Source organism: Streptomyces sp. CB03234, from assembly GCF_001905885.1.
Taxonomy (GTDB): domain Bacteria; phylum Actinomycetota; class Actinomycetes; order Streptomycetales; family Streptomycetaceae; genus Streptomyces.
Window position 1 is genome coordinate 103,701 of record NZ_LIYH01000008.1, and the last position, 22,467, is coordinate 126,167.

Genomic DNA, 22,467 nt, shown 5'->3' on the forward strand with positions numbered 1-22,467 from the left:
CATCGGCTCAGCCGCCGCCGGGTGTCACCAGGCCCGTCTCGTACGCCACCACGACGGCCTGCGCGCGGCTGTCCAGGTCCAGCTTGTTCATGGCGCGGTTCAGGTGGGTCTTGACGGTCGCCTCGCTGATGAAGAGCTCACCGGCGATCTCCTGGTTGCTCAGGCCGCGCGCGGTCAGCCGCAGTACCTCGGTCTCCCGGCCGGTCAACATGCCGAGGTCCGGGGGCGGTTGGGCAGGCTCGCTGCCGGCCTGCCGCGCGAACGCCTCCACCAGCCGCCGGGTGACGCTGGGCGCGAAGAGCGCGTCACCGCCGCCGACCGCCGCGACCGCGGCGAGCAGCCGCTCGGGTCCCGAGTCCTTGAGCAGGAAGCCGGAGGCGCCGGCGCGCAGCGCCCCGTACACGTACTCGTCGAGGTCGAAGGTGGTCAGCACCAGGACCTTGGGGGCCGGGTCCGGCGCCTCGGCGAGGATCTTCTCCGTGGCCGCGATGCCGCCCATGCCGGGCATCCTGATGTCCATGAGGACCACGTCGGGCCGGGTCCCGGCCACCAGCGCGACGGCCTCCTCGCCGTCACTGGCCTCGCCCACGACCTCGATCCCCGGCGCGGCACGCAACAGCCCCACCAGTCCGGCCCGGATGAGGAACTGGTCGTCGACGACGAGCACCCTGGTCATTCCGTCGTGCCGTCTCCCTGCCGTGCGGTCCGGGTGGAGGTCGGCAGGGTCAGCCGGACGGCGAATCCCCCCTCGCTCCGCGGGCCGATGCTGATCGTCCCCCCGTACAGCTTGGCCCGCTCCCGCATCCCGATCAAGCCATGTCCACTCCCCGTGCGCACTCTGTCCTGAATCACCCCCTCACCGTCGTCCGTGACCGAAACCGCCACATGGTGCTGCCGGTAGTGGACCTCCACCAGCGCACGGGCGCCCGGCGCGTGTTTCAGTACGTTCGTCAGGGCCTCCTGGACGACCCGGTACGCGCACAGGTCCACCCCGGGCGGCAGCGGGCGCGGCGTACCGTCGACGCGCAGCTCGACCGGCACTCCCCCGGCCCGTACGCGTCCGGCCATCTCCTCCAGGCGGGCGAGGCCCGGCATGGGCGCGGCCGGGCCGCCGTCCCCGTCGGCGCGCAGCACCTGCAGCACGCGCCGCAGTTCCTCCAGGGCCTCCGCGCTGGTGCCCGCGATGGTCCCCAGGGCGGTGCGGGCCGTGCCGGGGTCGGAGTCGAAGACGAAGCGGGCCAGCCCCGCCTGCACGGATATCACCGACATGTGGTGGGCGACCACGTCGTGGAGCTCACGTGCGATCCGGCCGCGTTCCTCGGCCACCTCGCGGCGGGCCCGCTCCTCCTGTTCGTCGCGCAGCCGGCGGGCCAGCTCGGCGGAGCGGCGGGCGAGATGTCCGAAGCGGACCAGGACGAGGGAGAAACCAAGGGCCTGACCGACGACGGACGGCATGTGGGCGCGGTCGCTGACGAGGCCCGCGTAGATCCACACGGCGCTCATCAGGGCCGCACAGCCGGCCGCTGTGCGCAGGGGGCGCAGCGAGGCGACCGTGTAGAGGGCCAGCATGGGGGCGAAGGAGTTCACCACGGGCCAGTAGCCGGCGGTGACGTACACGGTCCACATCGCCAGGACGAAGAGGCAGACGGCGACGGGCGCCCTGCCGCGGACCGCGACCGGCAGGCTGACCAGCCCCACCAGCAGGTGGCCGGCGAGGTCGAGCGCGGGCCACCCCTGGCTCGTGGCCTCCTGTCCGAGCAGCACGGCCACGGTGGTCGTCGCCGCCGCGATCAGTACGTCGGCGGCAAGGGGGCGGATCCGCATCGCCGCAGCGTAACCCGGGTGGAGAGGGTGCTACGTCAACCGCTCGCCGTACCGCGGGAGTTGCAGGAACCGCGGACCTACCGCCGGGGGTGGGCGGGCAGGTCAACCCGGCGGGGGACGACGCGGCGGGCGGACCGCCCGTAGGTTCTTGGACCAGCACCACGGCGCGCGGCCGACCACCGCGACCGCCGGGACCGCGGGTCTTTCGGGGGACCCGACCGGGGGACCGGGCCCGTGGTCGTCGGAAAGGAACGGCACGAGATGGACGTACGCAAGATGAACGTACGCAAGCGCATGGCACTGGGCGCGGTGGCGCTCGCCGCGGCGGCCACCGCCACCCTGGCGCCGACGGCGGCGGCCTCCCCGTCGGAGGTGGGTGTGGCCGCGGCCTGCACGGCGTGGCGGACCATCCAGGTCGACGACAACGCCGCCGGGGTCAAGTACCGCGAGTGCGACCGGTACAGCGGCCTGAACACGCAGACCAAGGCCCAGCTCTACATCTGGGACAACAAGCGCGACGGCAAGGTCGCCCAGGTCTACACGGCCACCGGCTCGAACCTGAACGGCCAGTGGCATCAGTCGTGGCACAAGTACTACGTCTGGGGCACCGAGAGCCACCACAGCCCGCTCGTGGACACGGGCTGGCACAAGGGCCACGACGTGAAGGTGCTGCTCAAGAACGTCCGGGGCTGATCCACCGGCGGGGGTATGACGGTGCCCCGCCCTCCAGGGGGGAGGAGGGCGGGGCACCGTCACGTGGAACGGGCGGGCATGGATCCACGTGAGCGGGTACCCGCATCACCGGCCGACGTGCGCGGCGGATCCCTGCCGCGCCGCAGACCGGGAACGAGGAGAGACGCTGATGAGCACGGTAAAGGAAGCTGTCGAGGTCGAGGTCCCCGTCCACACCGCCTACAACCAGTGGACCATGTTCGAGGAATTCCCGAACTTCATGGAGGGCGTCGAAGAGGTCATCCAGGTCGACGACCGCCACAACCACTGGAAGACCAAGATCGGTGGGGTGCGGCGCGAGTTCGACACCGAGATCGTCGACCAGCTGCCGGACGAGCGGATCGCGTGGAGGACCATCAGCGGTGACACCCAGCAGAAGGGTGTGGTCAGCTTCCAGCGCCTGGACGACACGCACACGCGCGTGGAGCTGGTGATGGACGTCGAGACGAGCGGCGTCGCGGAGAAGGCGGCCGACCTCACCGGCACGATCGACCAGCGCGTGAAGGGTGACATGCGGCGGTTCAAGGACTTCATCGAGCGTCAGGGCGGCGAATCCGGCGGCTGGCGCGGCCGCATCAGGCCGGGCGAGAGCTGAGCGGTGCCGCCGGTGCCGCCCGTACCGCCACGGGTCATGGCCGGCGCTGTCAGTGGCACCGGGTACGGCGCGTGGCGGTGGGCCGGACGGAGATCGTGAGGGACTCGCGGCCATGGGGGGGGTGGGTGAGAAGGTCCCCGGCATCCAGCTCGGGACTGGAGTGGCCATCCGTGTCCCACCCCCACCTCCGGCGCCGGAGGGTTACGCGCCAGGCGTGCGCGGCTCCCTGTGATGCCGCTCGGCCCCGCCCCAGGGCCACGCCAACGGCCGACTTGCCGTCCCGGCCGGACTCAGCAGGCCTTGCCCTGCGAGCGCAGCCACTCGCACTGCGTCTCACCGGACGTCCTCCCGCCGTCGTACGCGCGCGGGTCCTTGTAGCCGGGGCCGACGGGCTCGTGCGGCTCGAAGACGCCGTCGCCGTCCAGGTCTCCCCCGTGGGGGTCAATCGTCCCGCCCGGGTTGTGGCAGGCCGCCCGGTCGGCCGGGTCCGTGGTGCACACCTTCGGCCCGGGTCGGCGCTCGACGGCCGTGGCCTGCGCCTCCAGGGCGTCGGCGAGCGAGGCGCCGGTGAGCGTCAAGGAGGTCGAGGAGACGGCGCCCTGCCCGCCCGCGGGCGGGGCGCCGTCCGCGCACGCCGACAGCGTGAACGCGAGTCCCGTGGTCAGGAGGGCGGAGCCGGCGAAAACAGCGGCGCGGCGGCGGGCAGGCGATGCGAGGACCATGAGGCGCCCAACGAGCGATCGATGTGAGGGGTGGCAATCACCCTAAGGCGGTGCTCAAGATCAGGTCAATGAGCTCCGGACGGCGGACAGCACCCGTGGTCGCGGTGGGATCATCTGATCATGAATGTGAGCGGGGACTACGAGATGGTCACCATCCCGGCGGGGCGGGTCAGGCTGTCGGACCGGCGAACCCGGCGGAGCTGGCCGGTCGCACTCGCGCCCTACCGGATCGGGGGATCGCCGGTCACCCGGGCGGCGTACGCACGCGTCACCGGCCGGCGGCCCGGCGACGCCTCGCACGCCTCGCACGGTGACCGCCGGCCGGTCGAGGACGTGTCCTGGTGGGACGCGGTCCGGTTCTGCAACGCCCTGTCCGAGCGGGAAGGACTGGCGCCCGCGTATCACCTCCGTACGGATACCGACGACGTCGAGTGGGACGCGTCCTGCACCGGCTACCGGCTCCCCACCGAGGCCGAGTGGGAGCACGCCTGCCGGGCCGGTACGACCGGCGCGAGGTACGGGGAGCTCGACGAGATCGCCTGGCATCGCGGCAACTCGGACGAGCGGAGCCACGACGTGGGCGACAGGCAGCCCAACGCCTGGGGTCTGTACGACACGTTGGGCAATGTGTGGGAGTGGTGCTGGGACCTCTACGACCCCGAGGTCTACGGCACCTACCGGGTGCTGCGGGGCGGCGGGTGGTTCGACGAGCGGTGGAGCTGCCGCGCCTCGGTGCGGCGCCGCAGCCACCCGACCCTGCGGATCGACGACGTCGGCTTCCGGGTGGCGCGGTCCCTGTGAGGCTCGCGCCGCCCGAGTCTCACCGGCCAGCCGGGAGGGGGACCACCTCGAGAGCGTCCGGGGCGATCATCACGGTGGAGTCCATGGTGCACAGCGTCTTGACGACGGGGGTCAGCGGGAAGGCTTCCTGGATCTGTTCGCCCAGGCCGCTGTTGGGGTGCGAGAGTTCGGTGAAGTCGTCGGAGAGGCCGACCCCCACATCGATCAGGAGGGCGCCGGCCAGTGCGGGTGCCCCGATGGAGTGCAGCAGTTCCACGGAGACGGCCCCGGGTGTGGCGTTGACCAGCACCCCCGCGTGGGTGGCCGTCTCGCTCAGTCCCGCCACGGGGAGACCGAGGTCCGTCCGGTCCTCGGGCCGGCGCGAACCGAGGAGCACATCGTGTCCCGTGGCACTCCAGCCCTGGGCCAGTGCTCGTGCGACGTTTCCGGTGCCAAGTAGTCCTATACGCATGGTGTGACGCCAACTTCCGTACCGGCTCGGCGAATCCGACCGCGGACCCGGGCGGACCGGCACCAAAGACGTAGTTCTGCGGTCGCTCCTTGCGCCCGCCGGACGCGGCCGCCACAAAGTCCGGTGTGCGCCCTTCTGTTGCCCTGGTCCCTCTCGTAACGTCGGCACGGCTTGAGATGGCCATGACGACGAGAGGGTGTCCATGCGCAGACGTCTGCTTCCGCTGGTCCTCGCACCGCTCCTGGGCCTGGGCCTGCTCACGGCGCCCGCAGGGGCCGCGCCACCGGGACCGCCCGATGTGTACCGGCCGGTCCGGGGGCCTGCCGCGCCGGCCGAGTACCGGTACCTGCAGAAGACGCTGCCGGGACAGTCGATTCCGCGCCACGCCCACGAGACCGCCGCCGCGCAGGCACGCCGGCTGCCCACGGTGGGCGGGCGCTGGAAGTCCGTCGGGCCCACCAACATCGGCGGACGGATCGTCTCCCTCGCGCTCGACCCCACGCGCGCCGACACCGTGTACGCCGCGGCGGCCAGTGGCGGCGTATGGCGCAGCACGGACGCCGGGCAGACCTTCACGTCCGCGTGGCCGGACGGCTGGACCCAGGCCATGGGCGCGATCGCCACCGCCCCCGACGGCACGCTGTACGCCGGGACCGGCGAGCCCAACCCGGGCGGCGGCAGCATCACGTACGAAGGCACCGGCCTCTACCGCAGCACCGACGGCGGAGCGAACTGGCGGCCCATCGGGCTGCGCGACTCCGGTGCGATCAGCGCCATCACGGTGGACCCGGCCGATCCCCGGCGGATCTACGTGGCCGCGGCCGGCTCGCTGTACAACGGCGGTGGCGACCGCGGCGTGTACCGCTCGGACGACGGCGGGGAGACCTGGCGGCGGATTCTCGCCGGGGAGAACGAATTCACCGGCGCCACCGAGGTGTTCGTCCAGGGCGAGGAGCTGTACGCGGTGCTGTGGGACCACCGCCGTACGCCGGCCCTGCGGACGTACGGCGGCGTCGGCTCCGGTGTGTTCCGCAGCGCCGACGGCGGGAGGACCTGGGAGCGGCTCGGCGGCGGCCTGCCCGCGCGGGGGCCGGACGTGGGGCGGATCGGGCTGGCCGTCGCCGGGGAACGGCTCTACGCCATCGTCAACAAGACCAGCGGCCCCTTCGAGGGCTTCTACACCTCCACCGACGGGGGCGGCACCTGGAGCCGGACACCGGCGGACGAGAAGCTCACCGGGTCGCAGTCGAGCTTCGGCTGGTGGTTCGGGAAGGTGTGGACCGACCCGGAGGACGCCAGGCATGTGCACGTCGCCGGGGTACCGCTGATGACCTCGAAGGACGCCGGCGCCACCTGGACGTACGACGATGCGACGATCCACGTCGACCAGCACGCGATGGTCTGGGACCCGCGCCGGCCGGGCCGCGTCTACCTGGGCAACGACGGTGGCGTCTACCGGTCGGACGCGAACGGGGACGGCGGCTGGGTCAAGGCCCGCCACGAGCCGTACACCCAGCTCTACAGCGCCGCCATCAGCCCGCAGGACCCCTCACGGATCTCCGGCGGGTCCCAGGACAACGGCTCCCTGCGCTCCTGGGGCGGGGACGGTTTCAACGAGTACCTCGGCGGGGACGGCGAGGAGAACCTCATCGACCCGACCGACGTGAACAAGGTGTTCGCCTGCTACCAGTACGGCAACTGCTTCCGGTCCACGGACGGCGGCGACACCCTCACCTACTTCGCCGACAAGACGGCCTTCAAGCGGCGCAACTGGTTCACGCCCGTCGTCTTCGATCCCCGGGACCCGAAGATCCTGTACTACGGCTCCGAGGTGCTCAACCGGTCCACGGACGGCGGCGTGACCTGGCAGGCCATCAGTCCCGACCTCTCCGGCGGCCCCGGTCCGGACCCGGTCTACACCAACTACGGGACGATCACCTCCATCGCCCCGGCGGGCGACGGCCGGACCGTGTACGCCGGCACCGACGACGGCCGTGTCTGGGTCACCAGGGACCTGGGCGGGACGTGGACGAAGCTCGCCGAGGGCCGCCCCTGGGTGACCCGTGTCGTCGTCGACCCGGCCGACCCCGACCGCGTCTACACCACCCACTCCGGGTACCGTGCCGGCTCCCGGATCGCCCATGTGTACGGCAGCACGGACGGCGGCAAGCGGTGGAGGGACCTGTCCGGCAACCTTCCCGACGCACCCGTCAACGACCTGGTCATCGGGCGGGGCAGCATGCTGTCCGTGGGCACCGACCAGGGCGTCTTCGCCTCCGCGGCCTCCGCGTCGGGCGGGCGCCACTGGTCGCGCCTCGGCCGGGGCATGCCCGCGGTCCCGGTCGACGACATCGAGTACGACGCCGGCCATCACCGCCTGGTCGCGGCCACCTTCGGCAGGGGGTTCTACGAACTGACCGTCCCCTGAGCCGGCCGGTGTCCCGGGGCCGTGGAGGGGTGGACCGTGTCGTCGGCGGGGGTGGATTCGTTGCACATTCCAGCCGTGCATGCGGCACTTCCTCCCCTCACACACCAGGAGCACCTCATGCCTCGTCATCCCCGCGTCCGTCTGGTCGCCGTATGCGCCTCCATCGCCGGCGCGAGCGTCGCGGTCGCCACCCCCGCCGTGGCCGGGGAGCAGCCGCCCGCATCCGTCGGTGCGCCCGTCGTGACCGACCTCAACAGCACGGGGCCGCTCAGCACGTCGCCCGACTCACCCGGGCACCAGGCCTCGCCGCTTCCGGTCGGTGGCAGCCTGCTCGGCGGCCTGCCCGCGGGTGGCCTGCCGGCGGGCCTGCCCGTCGGTGGCTGAGTCCTCCCCCACCTGAACGGGTGACCGTCATGTCCCGTAGTAGGGGACAGCAAGGTCACCCGTACAGAAAGGGGGGCGATCAGCCGTGCTGGGTCGAGGGGGGCGCAAGGCGTGGGTTCCGCGCGGGCTGCCGGGAGAAGGCCGCCGGTTCCGCATCGACTATCCACGCCGGGGGCGGCGGGGAGCCCTCCGGTGGGTCCCGTCGTGGCGGCAGTTGCTCGGCGTCGCGCTGCTCTCCTTGGGCGCACTGGCCACGCTGGTGGGCCATGTCTACTCCACGGTGCAGATCACGGACGTGAACGCCTCCGCGCGCGCCGAGGCCAATGTGTACTACTGGGCGGACGGCACCCAGATGGTGAGTGTCGGGCCGGTCAACCGGCAGAACGTGCCCCTGTCCGACATCCCGCCGTCACTGCAGAACGCCGTGATCGCCACCGAGAACGCCACCTTCTACAGCGACCCCGGCTTCTCGGTGCGCGGGCTGGCCAGGGCCGTGGTGAACATGGCGCGCGGCCAGGAGGTGCAGGGCGGTTCCACCATCACGCAGCAGTACGTGAAGAACACGTACCTGACACCGGAACAGACCCTGGACCGCAAGCTGCGCGAGCTGTGCCTGGCGGTCAAGCTGTCGAGATCGCTGTCCAAGCAGGAGATCCTCCAGGGGTACCTCAACACCAGCTGGTTCGGCCGGAACGCCTACGGTGTGCAGGCCGCGGCGGTGGCGTACTACGGCATGGACGCCAAGGACCTCGATCCCCCGCGCAGCGCCCTGCTGGCCGCGCTGCTCAAGGGCGGTGAGCTGTACGACCCCTCGCTGAGCGCGGCCCACCACCGCCGGGCCGTGCAGCGGTGGGGCTACGTCCTGGACCGGCAGGTGGAGCTCGGGTACCTGTCGAAGGCGGAGCGGGCCAAGTACACCGTCTTCCCCGAGCCCCGGCCGGCGTCGGTCTCCACCAACCTCTCCGGCCAGACCGGCTATCTGGTGGACGTGGCCAACAAGGACATCAAGAACCGCACCGGGCTGACGACCGAGCAGCTGGGGCGCGGCGGTTACCGGATCCGTACCACCTTCGACAAGCGGGAGGTGGAGCGGTTGCGCACGACCGTGGAGCAGGTCCGGCAGACGTCGCTCGACCCGGCGCGCCGGATCGCCGACCGGGAGGTGGAGGTCGGCGCCGCGTCGGTCCGCCCGGGCGACGGGGCGGTGCTGGCGCTGTACGGAGGCTCGGACGCCACCGAGCACTTCGCCAACAACGCCGACACGGCCGGTGTGCCGGTGGGCTCGGCCTTCACCCCGTTCGTCCTGGCGACGGCCCTCCAGCAGGGGGCCGGTTCCGTCGACGACGCGCCGCTCGCGCTGCGCCGGGCGCTGGTCCGTGGCGACAGCGGGGTCTACCGCCGGCTGGGCGAGGCGGTCGGGCTGGAGAAGGTGCGGGACCTCGCGGTCGGCTCCGGCCTGTTGCCGCTGAGCATGGCGCCCCTGGAGCCGTCCTTCCCCACCGGTACGTCGACCCCCAGCGCGATCCGGATGGCGGGCGCGTACGCGACGTTCGCCGCCGGCGGGCGGCAGGCCGACCCGTACTCCGTCACCGCGGTGAGCCACCTGGGCACGCCGCTGGAGGGGCTGGAGCGGCCGGCAGCCCGGCGGGCGCTGGACGCGGAGGTGGCGCGTGAGGTCTCGGACGCGCTGCGGGACGTGGCCGTCGACGCCATGGCCCCGGACGCCATCCGTACCCTCTCCCCCGTCGCCGCGGGGCGCACCGGTGACGAGGACCGGGTCCCCGCGTCCTGGTTCGTCGGCTACACCGGGCGACTGTCCACCGCCGTCACGGTCTTCCGCAGCAGGCCCGGTACGGACGGGCTGCTGCCCATGAACGGTGTGGGCGGAAGCGAGACCGACCGGGCCGACTTCCTGCCGCTGCGGGTCTGGTCGTCCTACATGACCGGTTCCCCGGCGTCACGCGAGGCCGGGTAGCGGCGGCCTCACAGCGCGCCGGCCATGCGGCGTACCGCTTCGGTGATCACCTCGGGGGAGGTGGCGAGGTTGAGGCGGGCGTGGCCGGCGCCGCCGGTTCCGCAGGGCGGGCCGGGGTGGAGCGCGACACGGGCGCGGTCGAGGAAGACGGCGGCCGGGTCGTCGCCCAGGCCGAGCGCCCGGCAGTCCAGCCACGCCAGGTACGTACCGTCACCGGGGATGTGGCGTACGCCGGGCAGGTGCTTGGCCAGGAGGTCGACGAGGAGGCGCCGATTGTCGTCCAGCCCGTCCAGTACGGCGTCGAGCCAGTCGCCGCCGTCCCGGAGCGCGGCGGTGTGGGCGATGACGCCGAGGTGGCTGGGCCCGTGGCCGACCTCGGGCGGCATCCGCGCCAGGTCGCCGGCGGCGGCCGGTCCCGCCACCGCGAGGGCGGCCTTGAGGCCGGCCAGGTTCCAGCCCTTGGACGCGGACATCAGCGAGAAGCCGGTCTCGGCTCCCGGCACGCTCAGGTACGGCACGAACCGCGCCGCGCGGGACACGACGGGGGCGTGGATCTCGTCGGCGACGACGCGTACGCCATGGCGGTCGGCGAGCGCCGCCACGGCCGCCAGTTCGCCGGCGGTGTGCACGGTGCCGGTGGGGTTGTGCGGGCTGCACAGCAGGTACGCCGCGCGGCGCCCGCCGGCGACGGCCTGCCGGAACGCGTCTTCCAGGACCATCAGGTCGATCCGCCCCCGCGCGTCGAGCGGTGCCTCCACGACCTGGCGCGGCATGTGCTCCACGAACAGGTAGAAGGGGTTGTAGACGGGGCAGTTGACCACGACCGCGTCACCGGGGCCGGTGATCAGCTTCAGTACTTCGACGATGCCCAGCATCACGTCGGGCACGAGCCGGGTACGGTCCACCGCGAGTGTGTCCCAGCCCCACCGCTCGCTCGCGAACGACGCCAGCGCCTCGGCGTAGCCCGTCCCGGCCGGGTAGCCGGTGTCCCCGATGGCGATCGCGTCGGTGAGCGCCCGTGCCACCGGCCCGGCGAGCGGGACGTCCATCTCCGCCACCCACAGGGGCAGCACGTCGTCGGGGTACGTACGCCACTTCACGCTGGTACGGCGGCGCAGTTGCTCCAGGGAGAGGTGCCGGAGCGGGTTCGGGTCGTCGGGCGAGCCGTGCGGTATCTGCTCCATGCCCGGCGATTCTAGGCGTCGGGCGGCGGATCCGCCCGGGTCACTCGTGCCGGTGGTCCGGCCCCCGAACGGCGCCGGGGCGGCGGTGGTCTGCGGGAAGGTGGGGGGATGCGCCGGATCGTACCCCTCGCTCTCGCCGTCCTCCTCGGGGCCACGGGATGTGTGTCCGTGCCGCGCACGGCCGCCGCGCCGCCCCAGCCGAAGCAATGGGCGCCGGCGGGCGATCCCGTGCCCCCTCCCGTCCACTGGCGCCGGCCGCCCGAGCCCCCGCCGCGTGAGGAACTCGCCACCATCGGCCCGCTGTCCGGGCCGTCCCGCGTGCCGGTGCGGCACGACCGCCGTACGGCTGAGCGGCCGGCGCGCGCGTGGGCCGTGCCGGAGCCGCCCCCGCGGAGGGCTCCCGCCCCGGCGGACAGGCCTCAGCGGCCGCGGCCACGACCGGAGCGGCCGGCCCCGCACGTCCCGGTGCCGCCACGGCCGACGTACGGCATGGACGACGTGTGCCGTGCGTCCCAGGGAGTCACGGACCCGGCCATCACAGCGCTGTGCCACGGCATGTACGGGAGGTGAGTCACGCCCCGCCCGGTCCCATCCCTCCCTTGAGGCGCTCGATGTCGGAGGGGCGCACCTGGATGACCAGCAGGGCGACGAGTGCCGCGACGGCGGTGAAGATCGCCGCGACGACGAAGGCGGCGGAGACTCCGGACGTCAGGACGTGATCGGCCCACGGTGGCGGCAGCTCTCCGGTGCGCTGGAACCGCAGCCGTTCCGCCGGGCTGGCCTGCGAGAGGAAGGCGGGCACCTGCTTCTTCGCCTCGTTGGCGCTCGCCGTACCGAACATCGTGACCAGGATGGACAGGCCGAGCGAACCGCCCACCTGCTGGGTGGCGTTGAGGAGGCCGGATGCCGCGCCCGTCTCCTGGACGGGGACGTCGGACAGCGCCATCAGGGTCAGCGAGACGAACTCCATCCCCATGCCGAGGCCGAAGACGAGCATCGGTCCCAGCACACTGCCGAGGTAGGTGGAGTGCACATCGGTCAGGGTCAGCCAGGCCAGGCCCGCCGCCGCGAGCAGCCCTCCGGTCACCATGAAGGGCTTCGGTCCGTACCGGGGCAGGAGCTGGGAGGCGAGGCCGGCGCCGACCGCGATGATGGCGCTGACCGGGAGGAACGCCAGGCCGGCTCTGAGCGGGCTGAAGTCCAGCACGTTCTGCACGAAGAGCGTGAGGAAGAAGAACATGCCGAACATCGCGGCGGCGAGGCTGAGCATGATCGCGTACGTGCCCGCACGGTTGCGGTCGGCGAACATGTGCAGGGGCGTGATCGGCTGCCTGGAGCGCCGCTCCACGAAGACGAACACCGCGAGGATCACCACGGCGACGCCGAAGGACGCCACGGTGAGCGGGTCGCTCCAGCCGTCCTGCGCCGCGCGGATGAACCCGTAGACGAGCAGGACCATGCCGAGGGTGGAGGTCAGCGCTCCGGTGACGTCGAAGTTCCCGGGGTGGCGTTCGGACTCCTTGATCCACTTCGGCGTCGCGAGGGCGATGAGCAGCCCGATCGGTACGTTGACGAACAGCACCCAGCGCCAGTCGAGCCATTCGACGAGGACGCCGCCCGCGAGCAGCCCGATGGCGCTGCCGCCGGCGGAGACGGCGGCGAACACGCCGAACGCCCGGTTGCGCTCCGGCCCCTCCTTGAACGTCGTGCTGATCAGGGCCAGGGACGTCGGGGAGGCGATGGCGCCGCCGACGCCCTGGAGGGCACGCGCGGCGAGGAGTTGTCCGGAGTTCTGGGCAAGTCCGCCGAGCAGCGAGGCGAGGACGAACAGCAGCACACCGAAGATGAACACCCGGCGGCGGCCGAGGATGTCGCCCGCGCGGCCACCGAGCAGCAGCAGGCCGCCGAAGGTGAGCGTGTAGGCGTTGACCACCCAGGAGAGGTTCGTGGTCGAGAAGTGCAGCGAGCTCTGGATGTGCGGCAGGGCGATGTTCACGATGGTGATGTCGAGGACCACCATCAGCTGACACGAGGCGATGACCAGCAGCGCCATCGCGTTGCCGCCGCCCCGCTGCGGGGTGGCGCTCTGCGGTACGGGGGTCGGCTGCGGTCTGGTCATGAGGCGCATCCCTCACCGGAGGGTCAGCGGACGGTTCCGGAGCGTCAGTAGACGGTTTCGTTCACTATTCGACCGTAAGGCCGGAGGATGAGCCGGACCAGTCGATCACGCGAACCGTCCGCCGTGACGTGCCGACTCCGTGCCGGACCGCCCGGTTCCGGATCGGTACGTCACCACACGCTCTCCCCTGGTGTTCCGTGCCTCGTCGCAAGGGCGCGCCGCCGGGCGATCAACACCCTTACGCTGAAGGGGTGAACAACGACGTATCCAAAGAGCCGCTCTGGCGGCACATCGTCGGTGACGTGCTGCGCCGCGAACGCCTCGCGCAGGAACGGACGCTGAAGGACGTGGCCGGCGCGGCCCGGATCTCGATGCCCTATCTCTCCGAGCTGGAGCGCGGCCGCAAGGAGGCGTCGTCGGAGGTCCTCGCGGCCGCCGCTCGCGCCCTCGGCCTCGGACTGGCCGATCTCCTCGCGCTGGCCCAGGCGGACCTCGCCCGTCTCGCGCGTACGGGCCGGGCACAGCCGGCCGGACGGCGCGCCGTCGCCCCGGTGAGCGACGGTTCCGCCGTGAGCGAGACCGGCGTCCGGCGGGTGAGGGTGGCCGGCGCGTCGCGGCCGAGTACGCGGCAGGCCCGGCTGGGGCTCGCCGCCTAGCGCGTCCGGGTGGACGTTGGCACCGGTGCGCGGCGGTGCCGCCGTCCTCCTGGGCGGCCCAGTGGCCGAAGTCCTCGCCGAAGTAGGCCGGTTGGGCGGGGCTCGTCCGGCCACCCGGTCACGCCGCGGCGATCTGAGTCCCCGTGAGGTCCAGTTCGCCGACGGCCTGGTCGCCGCTGAGCTCTCCGGTGCGGCGGAAGCCGAGCCGGTGGTGGAAGCGTTCGGGGCCGTGGTCGCCCGGGACCCAGGCCACCGTCGCACGGGTTCCGCCGCGCCGGCGGATCTCCTCGCACACGGTCTCCACCGCGAAGCGCCCGTACCCCATGCCCTGGTGGCCGGCGGCGATGTTGAGGCGCCAGATTCCGTTGCGGAGGCGGTCGTCCGCGTCGTCGGGGTCGAACCGGACGCCGAAGAAGCCCATGACGAAGCCGACCGGTTCGGCACCGTCGAGGATCAGGCGATGTCGGGCTGTACGTACGCCTCGGCGAGTGACCGGACGACCGGTGCGACGAGTCCTTCCTGGTCGGGGCGTATGCGCAGCCGGCAGGCGGCGTCGACGTTGTCCGGGGTGACCTTCTTCAGGCGCCGTGCGGATGACATGTCCGCACCCTACAAGTCGCCCCGCGCGGGCCGACCGCCGGTCAGGTTGAGGGGTGCCACGGCTGTCACCGGCCGATGAGGACCACCCAGACCTGTCCGGTCGCGAAGGTGAGGGGCTGTCCGGCGGGTGTGGTGAAGGTGGTGCCGCCGGTGGCCGCCGGCCGGTTCCACCGTGCGTCGTGGCTCCTGCCGTCGCGGAGGACGAGCGCGGTGCCGGATCCCACGGTCTCGGTGTACGGGGTGACGTTTCCGCCCCGGTCCCGGAACCGCGAGGGCCGGACGTCGACGTTCTGCACCACGACCGTCCGGGCCGCCGCCTGCCCGCCGTCCGTGGTGCGGGCGGGCGCCCCGTCCATGGCCACGAGCCATCGCCGGGCGCTGTCCGACCAGGTGAAGGTGAAGCGTGCCGCCGGGTAGCGCACGGTGTGCTCGTTCACCTGCCTGCCGCCCGCGGGCGCCGCGCCGAACCGGAAGCCGATGTCCTTGGCCTTGTCGGCCTTCGGGACGGCGGCCAGGGCGCGTTCGGGCCTGACGTACAGGTTGTGCGGGGCCGGGCGGTCCTGGCCGCGGAAGTACGCCCGGGGGACGTCGCTGGGTGTCAGGGCGAACAGCGGGGCGGCATCGATCAGGGGGCGGAGCGCGGACTGCTCTCCGGAGTAGGCGAGGGCGGGGCGGCCGAACTGCCGCAGCAGTTCCAGGTCGGATTCGCGGGCGCTGCGTACCGGCCCCACCGTGCGGGGCAGCTGCGAGGAGTAGACGGCGAGGAGCCGGCTCTGCCCGGCCTCGACCTGCTCGACGTAGACGATGTCGGCCGCGCCGAGGCCGGTGTGGGGCCGCGCCGGGCGGACGTTGTCGATCTTGACGGTGAGCACCGGGGCGGGCTCGGCCCGGAGCCCTGTGAAGGGCGACACGCCCTGCCGGGTGGGGCTGGACGGGACGGGCGGGGGTGGCGTGGTCGCGCTCGGCGGCGGCTGGGGCTCGGGACCGGGTCCCGAGCATGCGTAAAGGCCGGCGGTCATGGCCGCGGACACCACCACGGCGACGGCTGCACCGGCCAGTACCGACTTGCGCCTGGCACCCATCGGTCCTGCTCCTGCCTGCCTCAAGTGGACCACGAAAAGCAGTGCCGGAACAGAGCCGGAGCCGGGTCACTTCAGGGCGTCGCCCCGATGCTCCAGAAGTGGTACGCGACCACACCGGCGAGGCACAGCAGGACGACCCAGGAGCCGACACCCGTGTGTCTCCCCTTCCCCCCGGACCGGGCGGGCTTGTTCTGCCGCCGGGGCCGTGCCGCCGCCTTGCGCCCGGCGCCGCGCGGCGTCGCCGCGGGGCCGGCGGCGTCGGCGACTGCGGCTTCGGCAGCGGTCTCGGCGAGCAGGCGCCGGCACGCGGCGGCGAGCTCCGCCGTGCCGACGGACAGCGGCATCACGGCTTCCGAGCGGGCCGGGGCGGTGGTTCCGCCGTCGAGGATGCGGCCCGCCCGGAGGAGTATCTCGTCGCGGCCCCCGGCGGGGGCGAGGCTGATCCAGCGCTTGACGTGCTCGCCACGGATGACCACGCCCCCGGACCGCTCACGGTAGACGGTGTGCTCCCGCCACAGCACTCCCGCCAACTCGCTCGCGGCCTCCCGCAGTTGCGCACTCATGCGCCGCCCCCTCCTCCGTACGCCAATGGATGAAACACCGCACTCTAGCGTCAGGTACACACCAAACCGACGCGGGGGCCAGCACACTGGAGGCCATGACCGATGCCGACCACCTGACGCTCCCGGGCGAGGTGCTGCGCGCGGCGTACGGAGCGTTCGCGGCGGCCGTCCGGGAAATCGACGACGAGCGGTCGTGGGCACCGACCGGATGCACCGGCTGGGCCGCGCGCGACCTGGTGTTCCACTGCCTGACCGATGCGCAGCGCGCCCTGAACGCCCTGCACCTGCCCACCGGCGCCGAGCCCGACCGGGACGCCGTCACCTACTGGGCGGACTGGCGGCAGCAGGACGCGGCGGGCAGGGAGCGGGCGGCACAGGGCCGCCGGTTCACGCGGACCGTCGCCGGGATGTTCCTGCACTTCGGGCAACTGCGCGAGCTGTACCTGGAGACGGTGGCGGCCGCGCTGCACGCCGCCGACCACGTCGATCCACGGCAGCCCGTGGCCACCCAGGGGCATGTCCTGCGCGCTGGCGATCTGCTGCGTACGCTCGCGGTGGAGGCCACCATCCATCATCTGGACCTCGGCGTCTCACTCACCGACCTGCCGGGGCCTTCTCCGGAAGGGCTGGCCGAGGTCCGGCGCACGCTCGACGGGCTGCTGGGGCGGCCCGTCCCGGTGCCGTGGGACGACGCGCACTACGCCCGCGCGGCCACCGGCCGGGCCGCCCTCACTCCCGCCGAGCGCGCCGTTCTCGGCCCGGACGCGCCGCGCTTCCCCCTGTTCGGATGACCTCTCCGGCCGGGCCGTCCGTCACACGTCGTGCCCCTGCGCGGCGAGCCAGCGGTGGACGGCCGTCTTGTCGGCGACGCTGACGCGTACGGGCACGTCCGGTGCGGGTCCCTCGTCCGCGTTGAAGCCGGTGTCGGTGACCCGGGCCGTCACCCAGTCGGCCAGCTCCCGGGCGGCGTCGGCGGACAGCCTGCGCCGCCGCCACTCCTCCCGTGCCTCCTCGGCAGCCCGCGCGTCATGCCGCGCCGCCTCCTCCAGCCATGCCGGTACGAGCCGTTCGACGACCCGCTCGTCCGCTGCGGAATGGTTCATGCAGCCATGTGTGACCGCTCGCGCTCGCGGTCATTCCGCCCGGCTGCGGCAAAAGGGTGAACTCACGGTTCGCTCATCTGCGGGGCCGCTACGCGGTGGGGGCGGCCTGTTACGCAAAGGAACCCGGAGATCCGGGTGTCCCGACGATGAAGGACGAACATGATCAAGAAGGTCCGGCCACGGCAGGTGTCGCCGCCGCCGTCCCCGGCATGTCCGCGCCGACGGCCGCCGCCATGGGCGACCGCGGAGTCGACAGGCAGAACCAGCGGTGCGCGGAGAACTGCACGGCGGTCAAGGGCGACAGCGCCCTGTCGCACATCCCTGGAGAAGGTCATCGCCGAGTACGCGTCCGTCGCCGTCCAGGACTGACGTGAGCCGGCAGGCCCGTACGCGCGCCGGGCGCCGTGCGGGCCGGCTGCGTGAAGGGGTCAGGCGGAGTCGCCGGGCAGGGAGAGGGTCGCCCAGACCGTCTTGCCCCGTACCGGCGCCCGGTCCCAGGACCAGGACTCGCTCAGGGCGCCGACGAGGGCGAGGCCCCGGCCGCTCCCCGCGGCGTCGCCGGCGTCGCGCGGCCGTGGCGGTTCGGGGCTCGGGTCGGAGACGGCGCACACCACGACGCCGGGGTACCGGAAGAGGCCCAGCCACACGGGATGTTCCGGGGGTGGTGAAGAGGACGGGGAGGAAGGCGGGGCAGAGGACGGGGAAAGTGCGTGCTGGACGGCGTTGGTCACCAATTCACTGACGACCAGTGTCATGTCCGGCACCAGCGACGGCAGCGCCCACGAGGTCAGGGTGGCCCTGACGAACCGCCGCGCCTGCCCCGCGCTCCGTGGACACCCGCCGAGCCCGCAGGCGGCGAAGCCGTCCAGACTCTCGTCACGCGGCAACGCGGCATCCGTACGCGATAAGGCCGACATATGAGCCGTCACTGGGCATGTCCCCCTGCAGGCTTCGGTGTTCGACGCTGCGGCAGCCGATCTGGAACGAGTATCGTCGGCCGCGTCGCCAAAATGCAATTGCATCTGGGATTGCATTCAAGGATGGCGGGAACACCTGAACGAAACGGCAGGGGTTGGTGGGTGTGGAGTTTTTCAACGGTATGCAGGCCGGAGCACTGAGCTCGGTGACATGGACCAAGAGCAGTCACAGCAACGCCACGGGAAACTGCGTCGAATTGGCCGCGCTCCCCGGTGGCCGCATCGCCGTCCGCAACTCCCGGGACCCGCTCGGGCCCGCGCTGATCTACACCCGTGAGGAGATCGCGGCCTTCGTCGCGGGAGCCCGGGACGGCGACTTCGACTCCGTACTGGACTGAATCGGGCCACCGGAGCGACTCACTGTCTGGCCCGCCTCGCCGCGTGCTGGATACTGTCGTGTCCTCACAGAGCAGGAGCGCCCCGATGGCTGCAACGGAACGGAGCCCGTCGTTGTTCGTCCGGCCCCTGGGGGCGGTCGAGAACAACCCGACCGCCCTGAAGCTGATCCTGGGCGGCAAGCTGCGCGAACTGCGCGTGAGTGCCGGGCTCGACCCCGCGGACGTCGATGTCCGCCTCGGCTTCTCCCGCTCGAAGACGAGCCGGCTGGAACTGGGCCGCCACGGGTGCAAACCGGCCGACGCCGAGGCGCTGTTGCGGCTGTACGGGGTGGAGGACGACGAACTGTTGGCGGAGTTCCAGCGGTTGGTCGCCCAGTCCCGTCGGCCGGACTGGTGGAGCTCCTTCCATGACGTCCTGTCGGATTTCTTCACGCCGCTGGTCGCCCTGGAAGGAGCGGCCGCGATCATCCGCACGTACGAGCCGTTCTATGTGCCGGGCCTACTGCAGACGCCCGCCTACGCGCGTGCGGTGATCGAGTCGGGGCCCGCCCGCCTCCTCCCCCACGACGTCGGGCGCCGGGTGGACCTGCGGCAGGAGAGGCAGCGGCAGCTCGACCAGCCGGACGCGCCGCGGCTGTGGGCGGTGCTCGACGAGTCGGTCCTGATGCGCACGGTCGGCGGACACCGGGTGATGCGCGAACAGCTGGAGCACCTCGCCGTGATGATGCGGCGATCCCGCGTCACCGTGCAGATCGCGCCGTTGGACGTGACCGCGTCCGTGGGTGTGGGCACGGGCGTGACGTATCTGCGCTTCGCGCTCGGTGACCTCAGGGACGCGGTCTACATCGAGCACCTGACGGACAGCACCTTCAGCCAGAAACCCCAGACCGTCGAGCAGTACCGCGACATGCTCGACAGGCTGGGGGCCTGTGCTCTCACCCCGGCGGACTCGCTCACGCTGCTGCACGAGCGCATCGAGCGCTACTGAGCGAAACGCCTACCCGATCCGGGCGACGCCACCCCACTCGACCCATTCGTCGGTCTGCTGGACGGGTGCGAGGTCGTTGTCGGGACGCCATGTCGACACTTCCACCAGCCCCGGTTCGAGGATCTCCAGACCGTCGAGGAAGGCGGCCACCTCGTGCTCCTCGCGCACCCGGCCCCAGTGTCCGTCGGTGGCCTCCGCCATGAAGTCGGTCACGAAGGTGCGGATCTCGGGGCGGTCGCTGACGAGCTGGCACACGACGAGGAAGCTGCCCGGTACAAGGCGTTCGGCGACCCTCCGGACCAGCGCGCCCGGGTCGTCCTCGTCCGGGATGCAGTGCAGGACCGACACGAACAGGGCGGCGACGGGCCGGCTGAAGTCGATCAGCCTCCTGGTCTCCTCGTGGTCGAAGATGCCCCCGGTGTCGCGCATGTCGGCCTGGATGACGGCCGTCCGGTCGTTCTCGTCCAGGAGGGCGCGGCCGTGCGCCAGCACGATGGGGTCGTTGTCGACGTACACCACGGCGGCGGCGGGGTCGACGGCCTGGGCGACCTGGTGGACGTTGTCCTGGGTGGGCAGGCCCGATCCGTGGTCGATGAATTGGCGGATTCCGTACTCCGCGGCGAGCACGCGTACGACGCGCCGCAGGAAGTGCCGGTTGTTCACCGCCAGCGCCTTCGTACTGGGCACCTGCTTCAGCAGGAGCTCGCACGCCGCGCGGTCGGACTCGTAGTTGTCGCTGCCCCCCAGGAAGTAGTCGTACATGCGCGCCACGCTGGGCACGGTCGTGTCGATGGCGTCAGGGCTCCACAACTCGCGTGCCATCCAGTCCTCATCCGCTCGGGTGCCGTCAGGTGGGTCGTACGAGAGGCACATGCTAGGGAGAGCGGGGGCGCCGGTATGAGGAATGGCCGTGGAAGCGGGGCCGAGTGGACGTCTTTCGGCCATCGTGTCAGCGCATGACACCTTCGCCGGTGTCGTGCCAGCGTTCGAGCCGGCGTTGCAGCACCTGGAGCGCTCCGCGCTGCCGGCCGGGCACCCGTCGGCGCAGCGCGATCAGGGCCGGCGCGAGGGCGCGGGCGGTGTCCGGGTCGCGGAGCTGTTCCCACTGGTGGTGGGCGCGGTCGACGGCGCCTTCCACCTCGGGGTCGTCCCGGGTCTGCTGCCGCGCCAGCCTGGCCTCGGCGGCCACCATCCACAGCCGGCAGCTGGCCGCCGGGTCCCCGGCGAGGCGGGCGAGGTCGGCGCGTACCTCCAGCCAGTGGATGGCCTGGGGCGAGCCGGAACCGTAGGTCCGGTGGGCGTGCTGCTCCCAGGCCGCGGCGGCGGCCGCCGCTTCACCGTGGCGGCCGGACGCGGCGGCGGCGAGGATCGACGGCAGCGGATCGGTGCCGGGAGCGGGCCGGCCGGTGGCGCTCTCCTGGCGTGCGGAGGGTACGGGCGCGGGCGGGAAGCCGGCGGCGAACACCAGCGCGGCGTGCGGAGCGCTCTGCGCGGGGGCCTGCGCGGCGGCCTGGGCGGCGGCCTGTTCGTGCAGGGCGGCGAGCGGGGGGCGCGCCCCGCTGCGCCAGATGGCGGCGCACGCCTTGAGGTAGTCCGGGCTCGCGATCGTACGGCGCCCGGGTGAGGGGACGACGCGGCCGTACACGCGTACTCCGTGGCAGAGCGTGAGCAGGCCCCCGTCCGTGGCGAGTTGCTGCCAGGTCGGGTCGTCGGCGACCAGGTCGAGGACGACCGTGGTCGTGCCGGGGCGGCGGAGCCTGAGCTCACCGGCGATCCAGTGCCAGGGCAGGGCGGTGTAGCGGAGGGTGGCGGGTGACGTACGGGCCAGGGCCAGGTGCGGGAGGCGCTGCCGGTGGTCGAGGTGGAGCTGCCCGGCGATGTAGAGCGAGAGCGGGCCAGGCGCGGCGACGGCGGCGCGGAGCCGGGTGAGCACGGCCTGCGGGTCGAGCGGGTCCGCCAGCTCGACCAGTGTCGCGGCCGCCGTGCCGGTCAGCGCGCCCGGGGGTACGGCGGCGAGCGCGGGAAGCACGCCCACCGCGTCGATCAGCCGCCCCTTGCCGACGGGGGCGGCCGCCAGCAGCAGCGCCGTCCCGGCCGCGTCCTCCGTGTCGATCACCACACCAGAACCGTATCCGCTCTAGTGGGGGGCGGGCGGCACCGGGTGGCGGGGAGGGAGGCGGTGGAGGCGGACCTCGGCGAGCCGGCCGCCGGTGACGAACGCGGTCATGTACGTGCAGTACGGCTGGCGGCGGCGGTCGGTGGGCGAGCCGGGGTTGAGCAGCCGGAGGCCGCCGGGTGCCGTGCTGTCCCAGGGGATGTGGCTGTGCCCGAACACCAGGACGTCCAGGTCGGGGAACCGCTCTTCGCACCGGCGTTCGCGGCCTTGCGCGGGGCCCGTCTCGTGGACGATCCCGAACCGCACGCCGCCCAGTTCGGCGCGGGCCACTTCGGGCAGCCGGGCGCGCAGCTCGGGGCCGTCGTTGTTGCCGTGGACGCCCAGCAGCCGGGTGGCGCGGGACTCCAGCAGGTCGAGTGTCGCTACGTCCACCCAGTCGCCGGCGTGCAGCACCACGTCGGCGGCCTCGATGCCCGCCAGCAGCTCGGCGGGCAGTCGCCTGGCGCGTTTGGGCAGGTGGGTGTCGGAGGTCAGGAGCAGTCGCAGGTCGTGGGTCGCCTTCACCCCTCAATGGTGCCGGGGCGGGAGGCCGAGGCGGGCGCGCCACGATCCGGGGGGCGGGTGGGCCAGCCAGCCGCGGTCCCAGTCCGCGCGGCGTGGTGCCGTACCGCCTCCGGGCCGCTCCGCCGACGCGGTCCGGCACGCGAGTGCGGTCAGTACGGTGGTGAGGGCGGCGACTTCGGTGGCGGTCGGGCGGCCGTGAACGATACGGAAGTGGAGGGGCACTCCCTCATGGTCGGCCGCCTCGTCTTCCCGGGGCATCCACTGC

At 72.6% G+C, this 22,467-nt stretch carries 23 protein-coding genes and 2 pseudogenes; 10 read left to right on the forward strand and 15 right to left on the reverse strand.

The window, feature by feature from the left end; translation table 11 throughout:
- Window positions 1–7 precede the first annotated feature (7 nt).
- On the reverse strand, window positions 8–676 hold the full coding sequence (locus AMK26_RS31295; protein ID WP_073758854.1) for a response regulator transcription factor: 669 nt from the start codon (window positions 674–676) through the stop codon (window positions 8–10).
- Complete coding sequence (locus AMK26_RS31300; RefSeq protein WP_073758855.1) at window positions 673–1,824, reverse strand: sensor histidine kinase; 1,152 nt, start codon at window positions 1,822–1,824, stop codon at window positions 673–675. Before AMK26_RS31300 ends, AMK26_RS31295 begins: the two co-directional genes overlap by 4 nt.
- Window positions 1,825–2,085: 261 nt before the next feature.
- On the opposite strand from AMK26_RS31300, the gene AMK26_RS31305 reads away from it, so the two are divergent.
- Window positions 2,086–2,517: a hypothetical protein gene (locus tag AMK26_RS31305; RefSeq protein WP_073758856.1), complete on the forward strand. Its 432-nt coding sequence runs from the start codon at window positions 2,086–2,088 to the stop codon at window positions 2,515–2,517.
- Window positions 2,518–2,686: 169 nt separating this feature from the next.
- Window positions 2,687–3,151 carry an SRPBCC family protein gene (locus tag AMK26_RS31310; RefSeq protein ID WP_073758857.1) on the forward strand — a complete coding sequence of 155 codons (465 nt, stop codon included), beginning with the start codon at window positions 2,687–2,689 and terminating at the stop codon, window positions 3,149–3,151.
- A 290-nt stretch (window positions 3,152–3,441) separates the two neighbouring features.
- Here AMK26_RS31310 and AMK26_RS31315 read toward each other — a convergent pair whose 3' ends face one another.
- A complete protein-coding gene (locus AMK26_RS31315; protein ID WP_073758858.1) occupies window positions 3,442–3,873 on the reverse strand; it encodes a hypothetical protein in 432 nt (143 codons plus the stop codon).
- Window positions 3,874–3,993: 120 nt separating this feature from the next.
- On the opposite strand from AMK26_RS31315, the gene AMK26_RS31320 reads away from it, so the two are divergent.
- Window positions 3,994–4,674 carry a formylglycine-generating enzyme family protein gene (locus AMK26_RS31320; RefSeq protein WP_073758859.1) on the forward strand — a complete coding sequence of 227 codons (681 nt, stop codon included), beginning with the start codon at window positions 3,994–3,996 and terminating at the stop codon, window positions 4,672–4,674.
- Between the two features lie 49 nt (window positions 4,675–4,723).
- On the opposite strand, the pseudogene AMK26_RS31325 reads toward AMK26_RS31320, so the two are convergent.
- Window positions 4,724–5,125, reverse strand: a pseudogene (locus tag AMK26_RS31325) (NADPH-dependent F420 reductase); the annotation flags it as partial.
- Between the two features lie 202 nt (window positions 5,126–5,327).
- On the opposite strand from AMK26_RS31325, the gene AMK26_RS31330 reads away from it, so the two are divergent.
- The 3 genes from AMK26_RS31330 (at window position 5,328) to AMK26_RS31340 (ending at window position 9,912) form a co-directional block, all read left to right on the forward strand.
- The gene (locus tag AMK26_RS31330; protein ID WP_073758860.1) at window positions 5,328–7,553 is read left to right on the forward strand and encodes a sialidase family protein; all 2,226 of its coding nucleotides are present in this window, start codon (window positions 5,328–5,330) and stop codon (window positions 7,551–7,553) included.
- Window positions 7,554–7,670: 117 nt separating this feature from the next.
- A complete protein-coding gene (locus AMK26_RS31335) occupies window positions 7,671–7,937 on the forward strand; it encodes a hypothetical protein (RefSeq protein WP_073758861.1) in 267 nt (88 codons plus the stop codon).
- Window positions 7,938–8,022: 85 nt separating this feature from the next.
- Window positions 8,023–9,912, forward strand: a complete 1,890-nt coding sequence (locus AMK26_RS31340) for a transglycosylase domain-containing protein (RefSeq protein ID WP_241838152.1) — start codon at window positions 8,023–8,025, stop codon at window positions 9,910–9,912.
- 8 nt (window positions 9,913–9,920) lie between these two features.
- On the opposite strand, the gene AMK26_RS31345 is transcribed toward AMK26_RS31340, so the two are convergent.
- Window positions 9,921–11,096 (reverse strand): MalY/PatB family protein, encoded by a 1,176-nt coding sequence (locus tag AMK26_RS31345; RefSeq protein WP_073758862.1) that lies wholly within the window; start codon window positions 11,094–11,096, stop codon window positions 9,921–9,923.
- A gap of 571 nt (window positions 11,097–11,667) precedes the next feature.
- Entirely contained in the window at window positions 11,668–13,149 is a 1,482-nt protein-coding gene (locus tag AMK26_RS31355) for an MFS transporter (RefSeq protein ID WP_073759337.1), read from the reverse strand.
- A gap of 317 nt (window positions 13,150–13,466) precedes the next feature.
- Between AMK26_RS31355 and AMK26_RS38165 the strand changes: the two genes are divergently transcribed.
- Entirely contained in the window at window positions 13,467–13,871 is a 405-nt protein-coding gene (locus AMK26_RS38165; RefSeq protein ID WP_073758864.1) for a helix-turn-helix domain-containing protein, read from the forward strand.
- A 118-nt stretch (window positions 13,872–13,989) separates the two neighbouring features.
- Here AMK26_RS38165 and AMK26_RS31365 read toward each other — a convergent pair.
- The 3 genes and pseudogenes from AMK26_RS31365 to AMK26_RS31375 form a co-directional block, all read right to left on the reverse strand.
- A pseudogene (locus AMK26_RS31365) lies at window positions 13,990–14,471 on the reverse strand (GNAT family N-acetyltransferase).
- A gap of 65 nt (window positions 14,472–14,536) precedes the next feature.
- On the reverse strand, window positions 14,537–15,553 hold the full coding sequence (locus AMK26_RS31370; RefSeq protein ID WP_073758865.1) for a DUF3048 domain-containing protein: 1,017 nt from the start codon (window positions 15,551–15,553) through the stop codon (window positions 14,537–14,539).
- Window positions 15,554–15,624: 71 nt separating this feature from the next.
- Window positions 15,625–16,116, reverse strand: a complete 492-nt coding sequence (locus AMK26_RS31375) for a hypothetical protein (RefSeq protein ID WP_073758866.1) — start codon at window positions 16,114–16,116, stop codon at window positions 15,625–15,627.
- 95 nt (window positions 16,117–16,211) lie between these two features.
- Here AMK26_RS31375 and AMK26_RS31380 point away from each other — a divergent pair, with 95 nt between their 5' ends.
- Window positions 16,212–16,907: a maleylpyruvate isomerase N-terminal domain-containing protein gene (locus AMK26_RS31380; RefSeq protein ID WP_073758867.1), complete on the forward strand. Its 696-nt coding sequence runs from the start codon at window positions 16,212–16,214 to the stop codon at window positions 16,905–16,907.
- 21 nt (window positions 16,908–16,928) lie between these two features.
- On the opposite strand, the gene AMK26_RS31385 is transcribed toward AMK26_RS31380, so the two are convergent.
- Both AMK26_RS31385 and AMK26_RS31390 read right to left on the reverse strand, forming a co-directional pair.
- Window positions 16,929–17,219, reverse strand: coding sequence for a hypothetical protein (locus tag AMK26_RS31385; RefSeq protein WP_073758868.1), 291 nt, complete (start codon window positions 17,217–17,219; stop codon window positions 16,929–16,931).
- Between the two features lie 428 nt (window positions 17,220–17,647).
- Window positions 17,648–18,106 (reverse strand): ATP-binding protein, encoded by a 459-nt coding sequence (locus tag AMK26_RS31390; protein WP_241838154.1) that lies wholly within the window; start codon window positions 18,104–18,106, stop codon window positions 17,648–17,650.
- 212 nt (window positions 18,107–18,318) lie between these two features.
- Here AMK26_RS31390 and AMK26_RS31395 point away from each other — a divergent pair, with 212 nt between their 5' ends.
- Entirely contained in the window at window positions 18,319–18,534 is a 216-nt protein-coding gene (locus AMK26_RS31395) for a DUF397 domain-containing protein (protein ID WP_073758870.1), read from the forward strand.
- Window positions 18,535–18,619: 85 nt separating this feature from the next.
- Window positions 18,620–19,522, forward strand: a complete 903-nt coding sequence (locus AMK26_RS31400; protein ID WP_073758871.1) for a helix-turn-helix domain-containing protein — start codon at window positions 18,620–18,622, stop codon at window positions 19,520–19,522.
- A gap of 9 nt (window positions 19,523–19,531) precedes the next feature.
- Here the strand turns inward: AMK26_RS31400 and AMK26_RS31405 are convergent, their stop codons facing one another.
- From AMK26_RS31405 to AMK26_RS31420, 4 genes are all read right to left on the reverse strand, one after another.
- Window positions 19,532–20,344 carry an SAM-dependent methyltransferase gene (locus tag AMK26_RS31405; RefSeq protein WP_073758872.1) on the reverse strand — a complete coding sequence of 271 codons (813 nt, stop codon included), beginning with the start codon at window positions 20,342–20,344 and terminating at the stop codon, window positions 19,532–19,534.
- A gap of 127 nt (window positions 20,345–20,471) precedes the next feature.
- Window positions 20,472–21,641, reverse strand: a complete 1,170-nt coding sequence (locus AMK26_RS31410) for a hypothetical protein (protein ID WP_073758873.1) — start codon at window positions 21,639–21,641, stop codon at window positions 20,472–20,474.
- A gap of 18 nt (window positions 21,642–21,659) precedes the next feature.
- Window positions 21,660–22,184: a metallophosphoesterase family protein gene (locus AMK26_RS31415; RefSeq protein ID WP_073759339.1), complete on the reverse strand. Its 525-nt coding sequence runs from the start codon at window positions 22,182–22,184 to the stop codon at window positions 21,660–21,662.
- Between the two features lie 21 nt (window positions 22,185–22,205).
- A complete protein-coding gene (locus tag AMK26_RS31420) occupies window positions 22,206–22,460 on the reverse strand; it encodes an acyl-CoA carboxylase subunit epsilon (protein ID WP_073758874.1) in 255 nt (84 codons plus the stop codon).
- Window positions 22,461–22,467 lie beyond the last annotated feature (7 nt).

Bases quoted from the DNA above. Each gene is read 5' to 3' on its own strand.
- AMK26_RS31420 (WP_073758874.1), bottom strand. From the start codon at position 22,460: ATGCCCCGGGAAGACGAGGCGGCCGACCATGAGGGAGTGCCCCTCCAC.
- AMK26_RS31375 (WP_073758866.1), bottom strand. From the start codon at position 16,116: ATGAGTGCGCAACTGCGGGAGGCCGCGAGCGAGTTGGCGGGAGTGCTG.
- AMK26_RS31380 (WP_073758867.1), top strand. From the start codon at position 16,212: ATGACCGATGCCGACCACCTGACGCTCCCGGGCGAGGTGCTGCGCGCG.
- AMK26_RS31345 (WP_073758862.1), bottom strand. From the start codon at position 11,096: ATGGAGCAGATACCGCACGGCTCGCCCGACGACCCGAACCCGCTCCGG.
- AMK26_RS31305 (WP_073758856.1), top strand. From the start codon at position 2,086: ATGGACGTACGCAAGATGAACGTACGCAAGCGCATGGCACTGGGCGCG.
- AMK26_RS31395 (WP_073758870.1), top strand. From the start codon at position 18,319: ATGCAGGCCGGAGCACTGAGCTCGGTGACATGGACCAAGAGCAGTCAC.
- AMK26_RS31405 (WP_073758872.1), bottom strand. From the start codon at position 20,344: ATGGCACGCGAGTTGTGGAGCCCTGACGCCATCGACACGACCGTGCCC.
- AMK26_RS31355 (WP_073759337.1), bottom strand. From the start codon at position 13,149: ATGGCGCTGCTGGTCATCGCCTCGTGTCAGCTGATGGTGGTCCTCGAC.
- AMK26_RS31385 (WP_073758868.1), bottom strand. From the start codon at position 17,219: ATGAACCATTCCGCAGCGGACGAGCGGGTCGTCGAACGGCTCGTACCG.
- AMK26_RS31315 (WP_073758858.1), bottom strand. From the start codon at position 3,873: ATGGTCCTCGCATCGCCTGCCCGCCGCCGCGCCGCTGTTTTCGCCGGC.
- AMK26_RS31295 (WP_073758854.1), bottom strand. From the start codon at position 676: ATGACCAGGGTGCTCGTCGTCGACGACCAGTTCCTCATCCGGGCCGGA.
- AMK26_RS31320 (WP_073758859.1), top strand. From the start codon at position 3,994: ATGAATGTGAGCGGGGACTACGAGATGGTCACCATCCCGGCGGGGCGG.
- AMK26_RS31370 (WP_073758865.1), bottom strand. From the start codon at position 15,553: ATGGGTGCCAGGCGCAAGTCGGTACTGGCCGGTGCAGCCGTCGCCGTG.
- AMK26_RS31400 (WP_073758871.1), top strand. From the start codon at position 18,620: ATGGCTGCAACGGAACGGAGCCCGTCGTTGTTCGTCCGGCCCCTGGGG.
- AMK26_RS31310 (WP_073758857.1), top strand. From the start codon at position 2,687: ATGAGCACGGTAAAGGAAGCTGTCGAGGTCGAGGTCCCCGTCCACACC.
- AMK26_RS31330 (WP_073758860.1), top strand. From the start codon at position 5,328: ATGCGCAGACGTCTGCTTCCGCTGGTCCTCGCACCGCTCCTGGGCCTG.
- AMK26_RS31335 (WP_073758861.1), top strand. From the start codon at position 7,671: ATGCCTCGTCATCCCCGCGTCCGTCTGGTCGCCGTATGCGCCTCCATC.
- AMK26_RS31300 (WP_073758855.1), bottom strand. From the start codon at position 1,824: ATGCGGATCCGCCCCCTTGCCGCCGACGTACTGATCGCGGCGGCGACG.